Genomic DNA, 17,053 nt, shown 5'->3' with positions numbered 1-17,053 from the left:
GTGGTCATGTATCCACCATGCCAATGCTGTCCAATCTTGAGTGCGATCGTAGTAAGGGATGAATGATGTAACAACAATACATACTGTTGCTCCCATATACCCATCTGAATCTTTTACGTCCCAGATATGTTCTGCATAGTTGGCCTCATTACTGGCACAGTTGTACTGATTTTTATTCTCTGCTCCTTTGGCGTTCACCGCACAAGAACGATAGGCTGAGCGGATACTAATCCGACCAAGCGCATCTTGAATTGGTTCAAGCACCCTCTCACACAAATTCTTTCCTGCTGCGATCGCCAAATCAGGATCGCTAGGAATGTTAGGGATACCTTCAATTTGAGAGATTTCTGAATAAAGAAACTCACGCATGAAAAAACTCTTAGAGAGTTGAACCCGTCCTAGCTCTTCCAAAGCTTTAACAGTTTGTGGCTTTCTCATAGACTGAACTACAACAATTAGAGGTGAATAGCTTAATGTTAAACAATGTTAAACACTGACAGATTATTTAGAAGCATTGTTTCAGCCCAAAGCGAAGCCAGCTAAGTGATAATTGTACCGCAGATACGGTACAATACATGATAAAGTCTAAAAATACCGCAACTTGCCCATGTCTGTCTACCCCTTCTTACCCGTCGGAATCTCCAGTTCTCGATCGACGGCGCACCACCCGACTCAAACATCTTACTCGTCGCACTTTAAAAAGCGCTCTTTGATTACTTGCTACTGACTGGTTTAAGTATGTAGGGTTTGTTCGACCCCAAAAAACAGCCCGCCTTCAACGATTAAAACCAAAGAGGTGAGGAACTTCGAGCAGTTATATTGTTGAACAGGCTAGAATCAAGAAAGCTCTCATTTTTGAGAGTCTCGATCAAATATGTAGGTAATGCAGAAATCTAACAAAGCTGAAGGGTAAAAATCCCATGAAACCAACTCTTAATAATATCGAAAAAGCCGTGTCCGAAAAATTGCGACTTCTGTCGAGAGAAAAACAAGAAGAAGTGCTCGATTTTGTGCAATTCCTCTTGTACAAATCACAACCGACAAAGCAGTTTAGCATAAGTTCAAAATCTAGCACTTCGTCAACAGAAACACTATCCAGCCGGGTACTCAAATTACTACTACAGAGAAAGCCGTTGAGCGTAAGTTCAGAATCTAGCACTTCGCCAACAGAAACACCGCCTCTCAAGCGCTCGCTACTAGACGGCGAAGACTATTTAATTGACCCAGCTATTACTCGCAGTCATGATGCTTTTTTGAAAGGTTACGCACCCGAAGACGAAGGACTTTATGACGACTATTGAACCTGGTGATTTTTGGGTGGCAAATATTCCCTTTACAAGCGGCGCCGGCTATAAAAAACGCCCCCTACTTTTGCTGTGGTTGGATAGCGAGGATGTGGTAGCAGCCGCCGTCACCTCTGCCAAACCCCGCAGCCAAACTGATGTATTTCTTAATGATTGGTCTGTCAGCGGTTTGCGCGTTGCTTCAACAGTGCGTTTGTCTAGATTAGATTGTTTGGAAAAGTCTTTGTTGCTAGCGAAAATCGGGCAAATTTCTCAAGCAGATGCAGCAGCATTGAAACAAGTCTGGGAGTTGTACGTTAAGCCTCAATTTTAATCATAATTCGATCGCCCTCAACTCCCCAACTCCCCTCAACTCCCCCCTCCCATCCCCCAACAGCCCAACAATACTTAATAAAAACTTTACAAAACTTACCCGATCGCCCAACATGGGTTAGAGTTATCCTAGAAAATCCAGCAATCCTGCAAAGCGTCAACCTTCTCATCACTTATCCAGTGGTTCGATGACTCAAACCCAAAGCACTAAAACCGCCACCCCAACTGCAATTTATTCCTTGACAATTGCTCCCGCCTGTGTATTGCGGGGTCGATCGGCGATCGCACAAGCCGGAGATGCGATCGCCCGTTTCGGAAAGCGGCCGCTAATCGTCGGCGGCAGCAACTCCCTCGCCGCCACCCAACCTTACCTGCAACCAATCCTCCAACAGCAGCAGTTACAATCCGCCGAAACATCATACGGCAAGGATTGCAGCGAAAGAAGCCTCGAAACCCTCCGCGAAGCAGTCCAAACCCATGAAGCCGACTTCATCATCGGAGTAGGCGGCGGCAAAGCCTTAGACGCAGCAAAACTGGTCGCCCATCAGTGCAAAATCCCGATCGTCACCATACCCACATCAGCAGCCACCTGTGCCGCTTGGACAGCCCTTTCTAACATTTATTCAGAACAAGGTGCATTCCAATACGATGTCAGTTTAGCCAGATGTCCAGACTTATTAATACTCGATTACGGTTTGATTCAAACCGCACCGCAGGGGACATTAGTAGCAGGAATTGGAGATGCGATCGCCAAATGGTACGAAGCATCAGTCAGCAGCGGACACTCCGAACAAACCCTGATAATTTCCGCCGTCCAACAAGCTAGAATACTACGCGATATTTTATTCCAAAAATCAGCCGCCGCCCTCAAAGAACCCGGTAGCGAAACCTGGCAAGAAGTCACAGATGCCACCGTATTGCTAGCAGGAGTAATCGGCGGAATTGGCGGCGCCCAATGTCGCACCGTCGCCGCCCACGCCGTCCACAACGGCCTAACTCATCTATTAGCAAGTCACGGCACATTGCACGGCGAAAAAGTCGCCTACGGCATTTTAGTACAACTGCGGCTAGAAGAAATGATGCAAAACAATCAACTCGCCGCTACCGCCAGACAGCAACTACTAAAATTCTACGCCGAAATTGGATTGCCCCAAACTTTAGACAACCTCGGACTCGGAGATATTACCATCACAGAATTGCAGCGCGCCGCCGACATAGCCTGCAATCCTAATTCCGACATCCACAGACTGCCTTTTAAAGTCGTTCCCCAACAATTAATGGCAGCGATGGTTTCTACCACCGCACCTGTGGGAGAATTAAAGATTAAGAATTAAAACAGTTTGTAGTAAGGACTTTAGTCCTGAAAAGGCTGTGCTAGCAAGGACGAAAGTCCTTACTACAAACCAGGAAAACTGACAACTGACAAAAAATAAATGACCTTGGATTGGATTAGCCCTGCTGACAGGTTGCAAAAACTACCGCCCTACGTATTTGCCCGTCTCGACGAACTCAAAGCCCGCGCCCGCGAACAAGGACTCGATTTAATAGACTTAGGAATGGGAAACCCTGACGGTGCCACTCCTCAACCAGTAGTAGAAGCCGCAGTCGCAGCCATCCAAAATCCTGCAAATCACGGCTATCCACCCTTTGAAGGAACTGCTAGTTTCCGCCACACCATTACTAAATGGTACAGCCGCCGCTACAACGTTGAACTCGATTCAGAAAGCGAAGCATTGCCTCTGTTGGGTTCTAAAGAAGGTTTAGCACATTTTGCGATCGCCTATATCAATCCCGGCGACTTAGTATTAGTACCGAGTCCCGCTTATCCCGTATTATTTCGCGGCCCAATCATTGCCGGTGCAAAAGTTCACAACATCATCCTCAAACCAGAAAATGACTGGGTAATTGACTTAGCCGACATTCCCGACAGCGTAGCCGAACAAGCCAAAATACTCTACTTTAATTATCCCAGTAATCCGACTGGAGCAACTGCACCCCGCGAATTTTACAAAGATATTGTTGCTTTCGCACACAAACATCAAATCTTGCTGGTTCATGATTTGTGTTATGCCGAATTAGCTTTTGACGGCTATCAACCCACAAGTTTATTAGAAATTCCCGGCGGTAAAGAAATCGGTGTCGAATTTCACACCATGTCAAAAACCTACAATATGGCAGGCTGGCGAGTCGGTTTTGTAGTAGGAAATAGCAAGATTATTCAAGGTTTGCGTACCTTAAAAACCAACCTAGATTACGGTATATTTTCCGCATTGCAAGCAGCAGCAGAAACTGCACTGCAATTGCCCGACAGTTACTTGCACGAAGTGCAGAATCGTTATAGGACTCGCCGGGATTTTATGGTTGAAGGATTGGCCGAATTAGGGTGGAATATTCCTAAACCTCTGGCTGCAATGTATCTTTGGGTTCCCTGCACTCGCGGCATGAGTTCGACTGATTTTGCCCTCAATGTTTTGCAGCAAACGGGTGTTGTGGTGACTCCTGGCAATGCTTTTGGGCCTGGCGGCGAAGGATATGTGAGAGTTAGTTTAATTGCAGATTGCGATCGACTCGGAGAAGCCCTGCGGCGCTTAAAAAAAGCAAACATTCGCTATCAATAGTCATTGGTTATTAGTCATTAGTCATTAGTCATTAGTCATTAGTCATTAGTCATTAGTCATTAGTCATTAGTTAGCAGCTAATATAGCAATCCTAAATCATTTGTGAATTTCTTACTCCCTCCCCGCGGCTTCGGGGAGGCCTGGGGTGGGGTAAAAAATTTATGACTCATTTAGGATTGCTATACCAAATCCGCGTTAAATACTCCCTTTATTCTTTAGTCCGCTTGGAGTTGACGAAAGCTTGTGTACGCGATTTCAAGATCCGACTTCCTAACGGGGATGACAAATCCGGATTTAGTATAATAACTAATAACTATTTAATCAAGATTGAGGACAAATAAAATCCGCTAATAAAGGTAAGGTGCTAAAGCCAGGGGCTTCCCCCTCGTTCTTCGGTGATATTCGGCGCACCCTACAAATAGGGGTAAGTTGCGCCGAATATCACCCTACAAATGACTGATAACTATAACGTTTTAATTTGCTCAATCACCCAGTCAAAAGTTTGTACAACTTGCTTGAGGGCCGATTCGTCTTGCAAAGTAAACAAAGCCAGACTCGGCGACCTTCTCTCGCCCGGTTCTGTAGGTAGCGACAGACCGATCGAAGTCAGCTTACTTCTCAATTCCAGCCAATGATGTTCCGCATTAAACGGCGGCCTGGAACCGTAATTATCAGCAGAAATCTCCATTCTACCAGCAATATCTACAGTGAATAACTGATAGGGTTTTCTTCCCTTTTGAGGCAATTGAGCGACGAAACCGCCGTAGGCGTCCCCCGTTCCCCAGTGAATGTGAACTTCGGGTTCTTGACTTTTCGCCCAAAGGTAAATTTCTCTTGCCATTTGCGCCTCATCCGCGCCCCGTCTAGCTTTGATTTCCGCAAAAAATGAAGATTCATCCCAGCGCCTTCTTTCGCGTGTTGCGCTAGATTTTTTCTGCTGTGCTTCGGCTGTCTGACCGATCACTCTCGGAACCAGGGTTTTCAAACCGTCTTGACTTACATACTGTTTAATTTCCAGGGCCAAAACTTCAACCGGGTCCATTTGTTCGTTGAGAAATTCCACAACTCGGCGCATTTCAGCGGAAATCTCGTCAGCTACAAACACTAAGCGAACTTTACCGGCTTGCAAATTAGTTTTAACCTTCTGCCAAAATCTGTCTTCATTAGCATCTGCACCGAGAAACTCTTCAAAAATCTGTTCAGGATCGCGACCCCGATCGCGACAATTAGCTTCAAACAGAGCGATAATTGAATCGACCGGCCAGTAAACGAACGCATTAGCAGCATAGTCGATCGACTGACCCAAAACTTTTTGCCGCAGTTCGGCATTAGGAGTTCGCCTGACATCCACCAAAGTAGGAACGGCATTTTGGTCGAGAAACAAATGATCCAGCGACCACTGCACCGCTGTTTCCTCATCGCTGGGTGCAGGTTCCCGCGAAATTAACAGCCACCTCCGCGCCGTCGCCCGATCGATTTGGTCTCCCGCGATCAAAGTGGGATAAGTTACTAGCAAGTCTTGTAACTGGTCTTCCGAGTCGTAGGGCTGTTCCATCATTTCTACCAGCCTGTCGTCGTCCTGAATCAGATAAATACCTCCAGCCATGCAAGCCCACCTACTCAATTTTAGATTTTTGATTTTAGATTTTTGATTTTAGATTTCAGGCTTAGTTATTAGTCTTCAGTCTTCAGTCCGCAGCCCATGACTTCTGAAGGCGGAAGGCATTGGTCAGACTTCAATAAAAATTTTGAATTCAATAATTTTTATTGTTTGTTAATTCAACAAAAAATCCGTTCTGACCCGTGACTGATGACTAATGACTAATGACTAATACAACCAGTAAATACTCGCTGTGCCGGCCCGGTCATGTAAATCCGCCCAGAAACTTCTGCCCATTCGATTTCCAAAATGCCGCCAGGGAGTTCAACCGCAGTTGCCCGATCGCACTTCCCTACCAACACCCCAGCTACCACAGCAGCACAAGCACCAGTCCCACAAGCTAGAGTAACACCCGCGCCTCTTTCCCACACCCGCATTTTTACATACTCCGAACGTATAACTTGAATAAATTCCGTATTTGTACGCTGCGGGAAGGCCGGGTTGTGCTCGAATTGAGGCCCGACAGTTTCTAAAGCAACAGCCGAAACATCCTCTACAAAAGTAATGCAGTGAGGATTGCCCATGCTGACGCAGGTAACAGACCAAGATTTACCCGCTACTTCGAGTGGCACATCAATAACTTTGGCATCCGGTGCCGCCAAAGTTGTCGGAATTTCGGCAGCCAGCAGCCGGGGAACTCCCATATCCACCTTAACCTGACCGTCCGATCGCAATTCAGTGATAATAACGCCCGCACCGGTGTGAATCCGGTACTCACTTTTAGATTCACTCCCCCCCGAAGCTTGGGGGGGTTGGGGGTGAATTTCCGACGCTTCCAAATCGGCGATAAACTTAGCCAAACAGCGAATCCCGTTGCCGCACATTTCCGGTTCCGAACCGTCGGAGTTAAAAATCCGCATCGTATAGTCAGTGTCGTTTTGCCCTGGAAGAGCAAATATCACGCCGTCTGCGCCAATCCCGAAATGTCGATCGCACAAATCCACAGCTTGTTCTGGCGTGATCACCGGTTCTGACGAGTGGCGATTGTCAATCAGAATAAAATCATTTCCCAGTCCGTGATACTTCGCAAACTCGATCGGCATAAAAACAAACCTCTTTTGGTTAAAACTGATTAGTTGATAGACTTCATAAAGTCCTTAGTCATTTGCCAGTTGCGTCCCGCCCGGATGTCCTTAGTCCTGGGTCCTCACTCCTCAATCCTCAGTTTGCCACCAAAGACTAATGACTAATGACTAATAACTAATGACTAATGACTAATGACTAATGACCAAATTACCCATTTCCCACTATGTCAGAATTTGAGACCGGATTGCCCAGCGTTCGCTTAATACAAAGCTACATCAAAGACAAAGAACAGGTAGAGATTAAACTCGTGACCGGCGACTTGCTAGCGGGCAGAATTTTTTGGCAGGATCATAGCTGCATTTGCCTCCTCGATCCGTCAGACCAACAAATTCTGATCTCGCGCCCAGCAATTGCTTATCTCAAACCCAACGGCTGAGAATGGGGCATGGGGCATGGGGCATGGGGCATGGGGCATGGGGCATTGAGAATAGTTTCTTTTTCTGCCAACTGCCAACTGCCAACTGCCAACTGCCAACTGCCAACTGCCAACTGCCAACTGCCAACTGCCAACTGCCCACAGTCAACTGCCAACTGCCAACTGCCAACTGCCAACTGCCCACTGCCAACTGCCCGCGGACTAATCGCTAAACAGCTTTTCGCTGACTTGGGCGGCGACAAAAGGCAGCTTTAAAGCAGGTAGCCGAACCGGCGGTAAGGCAGTCCGCTGCATCAAGCCGAGCTCGTAGAAGCCGCCGCACAGCAGCAAACGATCGCCTTCATGCAAATTGGTAGTTCCGTCCGGCCAGCGAGTAAATTTCCCTTCCCGGCGGATCGCCCGCACCTGCACCCCGTACTGGCCCAGCAAATCTACCTCTGATAGTTTTTTGCCCGCCCAAGGGCTGTTTGCTGGCAGCCTCAGCCACTGACAAGAACTGTCGCCCTGCGGGACTGCAACTTCCCCCTTCGCCAGCAACTCAAAACTGATGAGTTCTTCCGGTTCTCCCACTACAAAAAGTCGATCGCCCGACTGCAAAGCTGTCTTGCCGTTGGGATAATCAATTTCCTCGCCATCTGCGCGGACGATCGCCATCACGCTGACCCCTGTCAACTGCCGCAAGTTAGTTTCTTCCAGAGTCATGCTGGCGATGGGAGAACCTGACGGCAAGTTGTACCACTCGCTGTTCATATCTCGAACCGCCACTTTCAAATCCCGCGAAACCGCCAAAGGTTCGCGGGGTGGCCGCAATTCCAGATAGCGGCTGCTGCGAATTTGCTGCACATCCCGCGCGATCGTCATTGCGGAGAGCCCCATGCCAGCCAGCAAGTGGGAAGACAGTTCTAAACTGGCCTCAAACTCCGGCTGCACAACTTCCCAGGCCCCGAGTTGGTAAAGCAGTTCGATGTCTTTATCTTGGTTGGCCTGCACCACAATATCCAAATCCGGGACTAATTCTAAAGCCCGCTTCAGACACAAGCGAGTGCTCATAGGATCAGGAAGGGCGATCGCCATGGCTTTTGCCCGTTCCACCCGGGCGGCTTCCAATACGTGCAAGCTGGCAGCATTCCCGTAAATGTAAGGAATTCCTTGCACTCTGCACTCTTGAATACTACTTTCTGACTCGTCGATCACCACAACTGAACAGTTGCGGCTTTGCAGCATTTTGACTAAAATTCTGCCGACTCGCCCGTAGCCGCAAACCACAACATGATTTTGTTCCGGCAAAGTTTCAGCTATTGCCACAGGTTGAGATGTTTCGTCAAAATAGCGCTGCAAAGGCCCGAAATTTTCCGCCCATTTCAATAACTGCGGCACGCTTCTCAATACAAACGGGGTCAGCACGAGGGTGACTGCCGTTGTTCCTAAAATTAACAGGTAAACGTTTCGCGAAACCAGCCCCATAACTTGCCCGGAACTAGCGAGTACAAAGGAGAATTCTCCTATTTGAGCTAAGCCCAAACCTGTGATTAATGCTGTTTTTAGCGGATAGCCAAATAGTCGGACTATCGGGGTTATAATCAAGAATTTGCCGACAAATACTAGAAATACCAGTCCCAGAATTACTTCTAGATGGTTCCACAGAAACATCGGGTCAATTAACATCCCGATGGTGACAAAAAATAAGGATGCAAAAATATCTCGCAAAGGCTCGACATAAGTTAAAGTTTGGTCGGCATATTCCACCTCCGAAATCATTAAACCCGCCACAAATGCGCCCATCTCGATCGAAAAACCCAAATATTCTGTCAGTAGCGCAATCGCTAAAGCCAAAACCACAACTCCCAGCAAAAACAGTTCGCGGCTTTCTGTTTGCGCGAGGTAGCGCAGCAACTGCGGTACGATCCAAATGCCCGCGACTACAGCACCGACAGCAAATAACCCGATCCGCAGCAGGGCCCAGGCTACCGTAAAGCCGATCGCTTCTGCTGGCTGATTGAGTGCCGGCAAAACTGCTAGCATTAGTCCCAAGGCCAAATCTTGAACTACTAATATTCCCAGCATGACTTGACCGTGAGCAGTACCGCCTTCATTGCGCTCCATCAAGCATTTCAGTACGACTGCTGTCGAGGAAAGTGACAGAATCGATCCTAAAAACACGCCTTGAGCCGGCGATTCTACCCAGCCTACAGCCAAGGAAATTGCAGTAGTAATGGCGATCGTCAGCACAATTTGCAAGCCCCCCCCGCCCAAACTAATCGCTTTAACTTTCTGGAGTTCGGCGAAAGAAAATTCTACTCCCAAGGCAAATAACAGAAAGGCAACCCCGAATTCAGCCAGGGTGTCTACCTGAATTAATTCTTTAATCAGCCCCAAACCAGCCGGTCCAACTACAATCCCTCCCAGGAGATACCCGAGAATTACTGGCTGTCGCAACAGCGATGCAAAGAGTCCTCCTGCTGCGGCAGCAGCGAGAACTAGAACTAAGTCCACGATCAGTCGGAAGTCTTCTTGCACAACTTTATGAAAAAAGTATAAAGTTATATTATAGTGTCTAATGTGTTGACTCTGTTTAGTGGGTGGACTATAGTTGGGGAGCCAGGGCAACGGCCATCCTTGAAAAAGGTATTTTCTCATGACACAGAGTTCAACTCCTCACAAAAAGCTTAACCTCTTGCAAGTTTATCGAGGCATTGCGGCTGTATTGGTGGTCATGGTTCACCTCAACCAGATGAGTGCGGAGAGATTAAATCAAGTAACTTTTTTTAATTTATTTAAGGCTGGGTGGAGCGGTGTTGATTACTTTTTTGTATTGAGCGGTTTTATCATGGTGTACGTTCACCGATCGGCGATCGGTAAAAAAGACCAGTTAAAATCGTTTTTAGTCAAACGCGCCGTGCGAATTTATCCGATATACTGGATAATTACTCTGACTGTTTGGTGTTTATTTCTAGTAATTCCAGGTTTTGCTAACAATAAAGATTTAAGTTTGGGACATGTAATTGTGTCGCTGCTCTTGATTCCTCAAAAGGACAAGTTCATTCTGGATGTAGGTTGGACTTTAACTTACGAAATATATTTTTATTTATTGTTCAGCATAGCTATCTGGCTGAAACCTAAACATTCTGTGCCTCTTCTTTCGGCTTGGCTATTGGTAACGATTTTACATTTTCGTAAAATTGTAAAATTCCCCCCCCCGATTTTTTGTTGCTGAAAACATTATTTGGAAATATGAATCTAGAATTGGTTTTGGGCTGCTTGGCTGCGTATATTGTGATTAAATATAACAATAAGATCGGCAAGTACAGGTGGATATTGTTTGGGATAGCAAATTTAGGATATGTTTTTTTAGGAATGCTGGTCGCATGGACAAACATAGGGTTCGATCGCATCACTACTTTTGCAGTGCTAGCAGCTATGCTAATCCTTGCTGCTACGTCGATAGACCTCAAGGATTCCCCGAAAATTCCTGATCTTTTAATTTTCTTGGGAGATGCCTCCTACTCGATATTCTTGACCCACGGACCGCTGATTTCAGCAAGTACAAAAATTGTGGAAAAGGCGAATTTAGGAAAATATTTCGACGGTGTCTTTGCTCCGGCTCTAGTGGCATTGTTCACCGTAGTTTTAGGTTGCATATTCTACTCTTTGATAGAAAAACCCTTGACAGTTTTTCTGCGCCAAAATATAGTTGAAAAAATGTTTCATCCCAAAGCAGAAGGCAGAATCTAAAAAAGCCGAAGGTTTGACGGCGTTGGCAGCTAAGAATCCCGATACTGTCTGCTGTGAAATTAATCTCCTTCTAACGGGTTATTGTTACTTTCGGGTTCCAGATCCTAAACTGTGATTTTAGTCATCAAAAACGCACTCACTATAGATATTTAAGGTGTATAGTGAAAAGCCCTCGGAGACGCCAGATTATGGGGATTATGGACAGCGATCTCTATGCACCCGCAACCTTTGTCAATTGCCATTCAGCGTCTGATTGTGCGCAGCCACGGGGGTCAAACTGACGAGGACAAGGTGAAAGCTGCCTTAGCACCTGTAAAGACGGCGCTAGAGGCGATCGAGTCCCTAACTGTAGGACACCCGTATTTGCTCGGCCACGAACTGAGCATTGTCGATTTCTACCTAATTCCGGTCTTCACCCACCTGTCGCAGACCCCAGAGTACGAAGCAACGATCGCGCAAACTTCTTTGCTGCGAACTTGGTGGAATGAGGTCAGTCAACTTCCCAGTGTGAAGAAAGTCTGTGCTTGACATCTGTGCATTTTATAACTCACGGGTTTACAACCATGTCGCATTTATTTGAGCCATTCGATCAACGTGGCGTTACCTTCCGAAATCGCATTGCAGTTTCTCCCATGTGTCAATATTCAAGCGTTGATGGATTCGCGAATGATTGGCATCTGGTTCATCTCGTCAGTCGAGCCGTAGGAGGGGCAGGGCTGGTGATGACTGAAGCAGCTGCAGTCGAGCCTGAAGGACGAATTTCGCCGCAAGATTTGGGAATCTGGCAAGAGGCTCACATTGAAATGTTGGCGCGAATCGTCGAGTTAATTCACCGCAACGGTGCGGTTGCTGGAATTCAACTTGCTCATGCAGGTCGAAAAGGCAGTACAGCGCCTCCGTGGGATGGCGGCGATGTGCTGGGAGAATCTCTTGGAGGATGGACTTCGATCGCCCCTAGCGCCATTCCATTTGCTCCCGATAGCCCCGCCCCGATCGCTGTGAGTATCGAAGACATTCAAAAGTTGACCGCATCCTTTGTCAAGGCAGCTCAACGCGCCCTCGAAGCCGGATTTGACCTAATAGAGATTCATGCGGCTCACGGCTACCTACTGCATGAATTTATGTCTCCCTTGAGCAATCAACGGACAGATGACTATGGTGGCACTTTTGAGAATCGCATCCGGTTTTTATGTGAAGTCGTAGAAGCGGTGCGAAATGTTTTGCCGGATCAAACACCGCTTTGGGTTCGCATCTCTGCAACCGATTGGGTTCCAAATGGTTGGGACATTGAACAAAGTATTGTACTCAGCTATAAATTAAAGTCACTGGGCGTTGATTTAATCGATTGTTCCTCAGGCGCAATTGTACCGGGGGAAAAGATTCCGACGGGTGCAGGTTATCAAACTACCTTTGCCGAGAGCATTCGACGCTCCGCGAACATCGCCACCGGAGCCGTTGGTATGATTACTGCACCCGCGCAGGCTGACCACATCATCCGGACAGGTCAAGCAGATATGGTATTACTTGCCAGAGAACTGCTGCGCGATCCTTATTGGCCGATGCGGGCTGCGAAGCAACTACGTCAATCGGTACCTGCTCCAATTCAATACGATCGCGCTTGGTAATTAAGCGGCTTTGCGATCGGTTTTAGGGGAGCCGATTTAATCAACTAACACGAGTAAAGATGTCTGAGATTGAAAGCAAGGTTGTCATTATTACCGGAGCAAGTAGCGGTTTAGGGGAAGCCACTGCTCGTCGTTTAGCCGCCAGCGGAGCCAAACTGATGCTTGCTGCTCGCCGTGAAGATAGACTCAAAGACTTGGTGGCTGCGATCGAAAAAACAGGTGGCACGGTTGCCTATCGAGTCACCGATGTGGCAGATCGCGCCCAGGTGCAAGCCTTGGCTGAGGCAACCTTGGAAACCTATGGACGCATCGATGTTCTGGTCAACAATGCGGCTTTAATGCCACTGTCTCCCCTTGACCAGATTAAGGTCGATGAGTGGGATCAAATGATTGATGTCAACATTAAAGGCGTGCTTTACGGTATCGCTGCGGTGCTGCCGACTATGCGCCAACAGAAGTCTGGGCACGTAATCAACTTGTCGTCTATAGCAGGGCATAAAGTAGTACCGGGGGCGGCAGTTTACTGTGCTACCAAGTATGCAGTGCGAGCAATTTCCGAAGGGCTGCGACTGGAGTCAAACGGTGAAATTCGTTCTACCATCATTTCACCCGGTGCGATGGCGACTGAAGGGCTGCTGCGGCAGTCAAACCGTGAAATTCGTTCTACCAACATTTCACCCGATGCGGTTGCGACTGAGTTGACCAGTACCATCACTGATGGTGATACGACATCAGGGGTGAATCAGTTTTATTCACTCGCCATGGATGCGGATGCGATCGCCCGGGCGATCGCCTATGCCATCGAGCAACCCGCTGATGTGGATGTCAACGAGATTATGATCCGTCCGAGTCGTCAGGAGTTTTGAAGTAGGGCGATCGCCTGAGAGTCGATAGACTCTCTATTGAATACGGCTCAACGGCTGAACTGGAACAAGGGCTGGTGAATTGAACCATCTCCGACGCAGCACAGGCAACCCGCTGCTGCTGATTCACCGTTTGGCCGCAAGCTGGCGATCGGGGAATCCCATCCTCAACGAGCTCGCTGCTCAACGGGGCGTTGGTGAATTAGAGTATGAATACGAAGAATCACCATGCAATGCCCCGAGTGTTAATCAACCCATATTCCTAAAAACGGCAATAAAAAAGGAAAACAGAATCCTATCTGTGTCAAATTTGGTCGTCTGTTCATCAATGATTATGAACCCCCCGCCTGGAGATAGTCAGAGTGTCAAATCCGAGCGCTTAAAAATGCACCTCCATGCTATCGGTTTCCCCACAAGTTTTGAATGTTAATAAATCTTCTCAAAACAATGCCTTCACTCTGAGAAACAGAAGGCATTAAACTTATTTGAAAATAACTCAAGGCTATCAAAGTTACCCAAGATTGTCAAGAATTTTTAGAAAAGCTTCCAAGCGTCAGATCATCCATTTCTGAGTACATTTCGATTTTTGTCAAGCTTATGCTAATTTTTGCGATCGACCCCAGCATCAAGGAGTATGAGAGATTTATTTGCCCCTCTCAATCATCCAGGAATAAAAATTGATATTTATTATTTCTACCTTGTTTAAAGCCAATAAAGTGAAAACTACAGAAATCTTTAAATATTTGTTAGTGCAACTAATTAAGGAAACCCATCAAAAGTGTAAATGGGAGGAGTTAGCATTATTTTCTTGAAATTATACACCATTCTCCTGACAATTAAACTGCTAGGGCTCAAGGAATTATCAAAAAAAAATGTTGAGTCTAATCAATTTAAATAATTAAGAAGTATCAGGAGCGAGCCTTCATTTCCGAACAAATCATGATAGTAAATATGGGAGAAAACAGTTGATTTAATTCCGAAAAATCCTGTCGGTATAATCGAGAGAGGTTTTTCAAGTCAGGATAGAATCAGAGGATTATGTAAAAAGCAGAAATATTTTGTCAGGAGGCTGAATTATAATCAAAATTTTCAAATATTAGAGGAGAGCCAAGGTTGTTTAGTTGCTGATAAGTCAGTATTAGAAATCAGAGTTATAGCATTTTGTGACGTAGACAAGAAAACTGAGTATCGATTAGCAACCAAGTTAGCCGCATCCTGCGAGCGAGCAATAACAATGAAGAAATCGGAGAGAAATATCGAAAAACAGGGACAATAGAACTGCTGTGTAAATTTATAATAAAAATGCACCTAATTTTGACATAATAATTACCTACACTCAAAAAAAACTTGAGACTCATATTTAGACAACTTTGATAACTTATATGTTACAAAATTGATAAGAAATAGGCATAAAGTAAAAAAAACTATTATATAAACTCCGCTATCTTTAAGCTGTTATGTGTGAACAAATAAACTATAGCGGTTATCAATAAAATGAGGTACATACCGCTCGCAACTGATGTCCTATGCCCTATGCCCTATGGCCGCGAGAGCACCTCATGTTACTGAGAAACGTATACATACTAGTTTAAAAAACTAACTTTTGCCGGGTAAATTTAGGGTGTGTAGGAGGAATAGCGGCAATGATGTAAACTTGTGTAACAAAATACAAGACTTGTGGCTGCCCACAGGTGAATATGTTAGAATCAATGCCGAACTCAGTTGAACAAAGTACAAGAAATCAAAGCTATGACATACGTTGCATGCAATTTGTGCGGTAGTAATGACTATACTGTGAGATTTGAGCAGGGAGTAGCCCAGGTAAATCAAATTGTCAATTGTAAAGCCTGTGGATTGATGTATGCTAACCCGAGAACCAAAGAAGTAGACAGTGTATTAATAGAAACCTACGATCCAGAGTTTGTATTATCTGCGATAGTTAACCAAGATTCGCAGAGGCTGGAAAAAGAAGCACTGCAGGTAAAAGATTATGAAAAAACCAGAGCTTTTCTTCACCAACATTATCCCGAAAAAGGTAAGTTAATTGAAGTTGGCAGTGGCTTGGGGTATTTGTTAAACTTCTTTAAGCAAGATGGGTGGAATGTAGTTGGGCTTGAACCTAATGTGGGTATGTGCAGATATGCAGAATCTGAGTTTGGAATCGAAATCATCCCAACCATACTAGAAAAAGCTGAACTAGAAGATCGATCGGCAGACGCTGTATTGATGATGCACGTGATCGAACACGTATCCGATCCTTATAGTACGTTGAAAGAAGTTTATCGGATCTTGAAGCCTGGTGGGATATTCGTGATGGAAACCCCCCGCTACGATACATTGATGTTCAAATTATTGGGTAAAAGAGAAAGAAGTCTCAGTTGCGACGGACATATTTACTTTTTTACGACCAGCACCCTAGAAAAACTTGCAACTAAGGCAGGATTTACGGTGCTTAAAACAGATTATGTGGGGCGATCGCTAACACTCGACAGGCTATTTTATAATTTAGGTGTTGTGAGCAAAAGTCAGGTCATTAAACAAATCCTTAAGGATGTGGCAGTTAAACTGCATTTAAATAAAATTTCGTTATATTTAAATACACGGGATATGGAACGCATATATTTGAAAAAACCCGATTCTGGCTCAGAATAACAAAACTTAAGGACACAGAACAGATGAGATTACATCAAATGTTTGAGTGCGCTTGTACCCTGACAGTTATCACCCATTGCATTAATCCCCTCGCGCGAGACTCTAGGAAGACAAATTTTAGCGAGGGAGGCTGTGGGCGACACCACTGGGGTTTCCGGGCTATACAACGAATCAAGCCAGATGCGGAGTTTTGCGGCTGCGCCGTCTTTTGAGGAACTGCTGCATTAGCTTGGCCATCGGAGAAATCAGCAAGGTGTGTCGGTGGGTTCGATCGCACATCCCCTCGCGATGTGTTGGGACTCGCCATCCGTTTCTGTGACAGCATCGTTGTGTCGATCGCACCTTCCCAGCTCAAACTCAACAATATAATAAATCTAGCCACCATAATATCGGATAATTGTAAAGCAATTCACCAAGCCAACAGCGTCACTAACCCCAGCCTAAAGGCATGGGGCTTGAAAGAGGAAGACTCACCACCTTCTTAATTTGAGACTAAAACAGTGTCTAGCCTGCGTCTTTGAGACAAACTGAATTATCTGGTGGTGGTACACCGAACGATGTTACTGGATGCCTCCTGCTGTCTGTAACCTCTCTGATAGTCAGTGGCGAAGGGATATACACACACGGGCTTACCGCCACTTGTTATGCGTACAGGTAGAAAGCACTCGATCCGTAACTGTCCGGGTTAAAGGCGAATACAAAACGTCGAACGTCGTTAGTATATCCAAGGCGGTAACAAGCATTCATCGGGGGAGAATTCCTCCCCCCCCATCCAATGTAAAGCCGTCCTAAAAGGACGGGGTTTCAAACCCATATTTCTGATGA

The 17,053-nt window shown here is 46.1% G+C and carries 18 protein-coding genes; 12 read left to right on the top strand and 6 right to left on the bottom strand.

The features are described 5' to 3' along the window. A partial coding sequence (locus ACUVJL_RS06490) for a peptidase M15 (RefSeq protein WP_445245110.1) occupies nucleotides 1-438 on the bottom strand: 438 nt, incomplete at its 3' end. Between the two features lie 482 nt (nucleotides 439-920). Here ACUVJL_RS06490 and ACUVJL_RS06485 point away from each other — a divergent pair. The 4 genes from ACUVJL_RS06485 to ACUVJL_RS06470 all read left to right on the top strand — a co-directional run bounded on the left by ACUVJL_RS06485 (nucleotide 921) and on the right by ACUVJL_RS06470 (nucleotide 4,234). After that, a complete protein-coding gene (locus tag ACUVJL_RS06485) occupies nucleotides 921-1,301 on the top strand; it encodes a hypothetical protein (RefSeq protein WP_445245109.1) in 381 nt (126 codons plus the stop codon). Further along, complete coding sequence (locus tag ACUVJL_RS06480; protein WP_445245108.1) at nucleotides 1,288-1,617, top strand: type II toxin-antitoxin system PemK/MazF family toxin; 330 nt, start codon at nucleotides 1,288-1,290, stop codon at nucleotides 1,615-1,617. The genes ACUVJL_RS06485 and ACUVJL_RS06480 overlap by 14 nt, the downstream gene beginning before the upstream one ends. A gap of 187 nt (nucleotides 1,618-1,804) precedes the next feature. Then, nucleotides 1,805-2,950, top strand: a complete 1,146-nt coding sequence (locus tag ACUVJL_RS06475) for an iron-containing alcohol dehydrogenase family protein (RefSeq protein WP_445245107.1) — start codon at nucleotides 1,805-1,807, stop codon at nucleotides 2,948-2,950. 99 nt (nucleotides 2,951-3,049) lie between these two features. After that, complete coding sequence (locus ACUVJL_RS06470; protein ID WP_445245106.1) at nucleotides 3,050-4,234, top strand: aspartate aminotransferase; 1,185 nt, start codon at nucleotides 3,050-3,052, stop codon at nucleotides 4,232-4,234. Between the two features lie 463 nt (nucleotides 4,235-4,697). Here the strand turns inward: ACUVJL_RS06470 and ACUVJL_RS06465 are convergent, their stop codons facing one another. Both ACUVJL_RS06465 and dapF read right to left on the bottom strand, forming a co-directional pair. Beyond that, a complete protein-coding gene (locus ACUVJL_RS06465) occupies nucleotides 4,698-5,840 on the bottom strand; it encodes a hypothetical protein (protein WP_445245105.1) in 1,143 nt (380 codons plus the stop codon). Between the two features lie 215 nt (nucleotides 5,841-6,055). Then, on the bottom strand, nucleotides 6,056-6,937 hold the full coding sequence (dapF, locus tag ACUVJL_RS06460) for a diaminopimelate epimerase (RefSeq protein ID WP_445245104.1): 882 nt from the start codon (nucleotides 6,935-6,937) through the stop codon (nucleotides 6,056-6,058). A gap of 206 nt (nucleotides 6,938-7,143) precedes the next feature. On the opposite strand from dapF, the gene ACUVJL_RS06455 reads away from it, so the two are divergent. Continuing rightward, on the top strand, nucleotides 7,144-7,356 hold the full coding sequence (locus ACUVJL_RS06455; protein WP_445245103.1) for an Hfq-related RNA-binding protein: 213 nt from the start codon (nucleotides 7,144-7,146) through the stop codon (nucleotides 7,354-7,356). Here the strand turns inward: ACUVJL_RS06455 and ACUVJL_RS06450 are convergent. Both ACUVJL_RS06450 and ACUVJL_RS06445 read right to left on the bottom strand, forming a co-directional pair. Then, nucleotides 7,335-7,532: a hypothetical protein gene (locus ACUVJL_RS06450; protein ID WP_445245102.1), complete on the bottom strand. Its 198-nt coding sequence runs from the start codon at nucleotides 7,530-7,532 to the stop codon at nucleotides 7,335-7,337. The genes ACUVJL_RS06455 and ACUVJL_RS06450 overlap by 22 nt on opposite strands. Nucleotides 7,533-7,557: 25 nt before the next feature. Further along, entirely contained in the window at nucleotides 7,558-9,873 is a 2,316-nt protein-coding gene (locus tag ACUVJL_RS06445) for a cation:proton antiporter domain-containing protein (protein WP_445245101.1), read from the bottom strand. A 118-nt stretch (nucleotides 9,874-9,991) separates the two neighbouring features. Between ACUVJL_RS06445 and ACUVJL_RS06440 the strand changes: the two genes are divergently transcribed. From ACUVJL_RS06440 to ACUVJL_RS06410, 7 genes are all read left to right on the top strand, one after another. Further along, the gene (locus ACUVJL_RS06440; RefSeq protein ID WP_445245100.1) at nucleotides 9,992-10,570 is read left to right on the top strand and encodes an acyltransferase family protein; all 579 of its coding nucleotides are present in this window, start codon (nucleotides 9,992-9,994) and stop codon (nucleotides 10,568-10,570) included. A gap of 17 nt (nucleotides 10,571-10,587) precedes the next feature. Beyond that, complete coding sequence (locus ACUVJL_RS06435; RefSeq protein WP_445245099.1) at nucleotides 10,588-11,088, top strand: acyltransferase family protein; 501 nt, start codon at nucleotides 10,588-10,590, stop codon at nucleotides 11,086-11,088. A 213-nt stretch (nucleotides 11,089-11,301) separates the two neighbouring features. Beyond that, nucleotides 11,302-11,616 carry a glutathione S-transferase family protein gene (locus tag ACUVJL_RS06430; protein WP_445245098.1) on the top strand — a complete coding sequence of 105 codons (315 nt, stop codon included), beginning with the start codon at nucleotides 11,302-11,304 and terminating at the stop codon, nucleotides 11,614-11,616. A gap of 35 nt (nucleotides 11,617-11,651) precedes the next feature. Continuing rightward, nucleotides 11,652-12,713 carry an NADH:flavin oxidoreductase/NADH oxidase gene (locus ACUVJL_RS06425; RefSeq protein ID WP_445245097.1) on the top strand — a complete coding sequence of 354 codons (1,062 nt, stop codon included), beginning with the start codon at nucleotides 11,652-11,654 and terminating at the stop codon, nucleotides 12,711-12,713. A gap of 59 nt (nucleotides 12,714-12,772) precedes the next feature. Further along, complete coding sequence (locus ACUVJL_RS06420; protein ID WP_445245096.1) at nucleotides 12,773-13,579, top strand: SDR family oxidoreductase; 807 nt, start codon at nucleotides 12,773-12,775, stop codon at nucleotides 13,577-13,579. A 79-nt stretch (nucleotides 13,580-13,658) separates the two neighbouring features. Further along, nucleotides 13,659-14,006, top strand: coding sequence for a hypothetical protein (locus ACUVJL_RS06415; protein ID WP_445245095.1), 348 nt, complete (start codon nucleotides 13,659-13,661; stop codon nucleotides 14,004-14,006). Nucleotides 14,007-15,325: 1,319 nt separating this feature from the next. Further along, the gene (locus tag ACUVJL_RS06410) at nucleotides 15,326-16,228 is read left to right on the top strand and encodes a class I SAM-dependent methyltransferase (RefSeq protein ID WP_445245094.1); all 903 of its coding nucleotides are present in this window, start codon (nucleotides 15,326-15,328) and stop codon (nucleotides 16,226-16,228) included. Between the two features lie 34 nt (nucleotides 16,229-16,262). On the opposite strand, the gene ACUVJL_RS06405 is transcribed toward ACUVJL_RS06410, so the two are convergent. After that, nucleotides 16,263-16,613, bottom strand: coding sequence for a hypothetical protein (locus ACUVJL_RS06405; RefSeq protein ID WP_445245093.1), 351 nt, complete (start codon nucleotides 16,611-16,613; stop codon nucleotides 16,263-16,265). Between the last annotated feature and the right edge of the window lie 440 nt (nucleotides 16,614-17,053).

This window comes from Microcoleus sp. OTE_8_concoct_300 (genome assembly GCF_031383065.1).
GTDB lineage: Bacteria > Cyanobacteriota > Cyanobacteriia > Cyanobacteriales > Microcoleaceae > Microcoleus.
Note: the sequence above shows the minus strand (reverse complement) of the source record. Positions and strands in the feature narration are given on the sequence as shown.

Excerpts from the sequence above, each read along its gene's own strand:
- ACUVJL_RS06420 (WP_445245096.1), top strand. The coding sequence starts at position 12,773 with ATGTCTGAGATTGAAAGCAAGGTTGTCATTATTACCGGAGCAAGTAGC.
- ACUVJL_RS06475 (WP_445245107.1), top strand. The coding sequence starts at position 1,805 with ATGACTCAAACCCAAAGCACTAAAACCGCCACCCCAACTGCAATTTAT.
- ACUVJL_RS06440 (WP_445245100.1), top strand. The coding sequence starts at position 9,992 with ATGACACAGAGTTCAACTCCTCACAAAAAGCTTAACCTCTTGCAAGTT.
- ACUVJL_RS06455 (WP_445245103.1), top strand. The coding sequence starts at position 7,144 with ATGTCAGAATTTGAGACCGGATTGCCCAGCGTTCGCTTAATACAAAGC.
- dapF (WP_445245104.1), bottom strand. The coding sequence starts at position 6,937 with ATGCCGATCGAGTTTGCGAAGTATCACGGACTGGGAAATGATTTTATT.
- ACUVJL_RS06430 (WP_445245098.1), top strand. The coding sequence starts at position 11,302 with ATGCACCCGCAACCTTTGTCAATTGCCATTCAGCGTCTGATTGTGCGC.
- ACUVJL_RS06410 (WP_445245094.1), top strand. The coding sequence starts at position 15,326 with ATGACATACGTTGCATGCAATTTGTGCGGTAGTAATGACTATACTGTG.
- ACUVJL_RS06465 (WP_445245105.1), bottom strand. The coding sequence starts at position 5,840 with ATGGCTGGAGGTATTTATCTGATTCAGGACGACGACAGGCTGGTAGAA.
- ACUVJL_RS06435 (WP_445245099.1), top strand. The coding sequence starts at position 10,588 with ATGAATCTAGAATTGGTTTTGGGCTGCTTGGCTGCGTATATTGTGATT.
- ACUVJL_RS06480 (WP_445245108.1), top strand. The coding sequence starts at position 1,288 with ATGACGACTATTGAACCTGGTGATTTTTGGGTGGCAAATATTCCCTTT.
- ACUVJL_RS06485 (WP_445245109.1), top strand. The coding sequence starts at position 921 with ATGAAACCAACTCTTAATAATATCGAAAAAGCCGTGTCCGAAAAATTG.
- ACUVJL_RS06470 (WP_445245106.1), top strand. The coding sequence starts at position 3,050 with ATGACCTTGGATTGGATTAGCCCTGCTGACAGGTTGCAAAAACTACCG.
- ACUVJL_RS06405 (WP_445245093.1), bottom strand. The coding sequence starts at position 16,613 with ATGGTGGCTAGATTTATTATATTGTTGAGTTTGAGCTGGGAAGGTGCG.
- ACUVJL_RS06425 (WP_445245097.1), top strand. The coding sequence starts at position 11,652 with ATGTCGCATTTATTTGAGCCATTCGATCAACGTGGCGTTACCTTCCGA.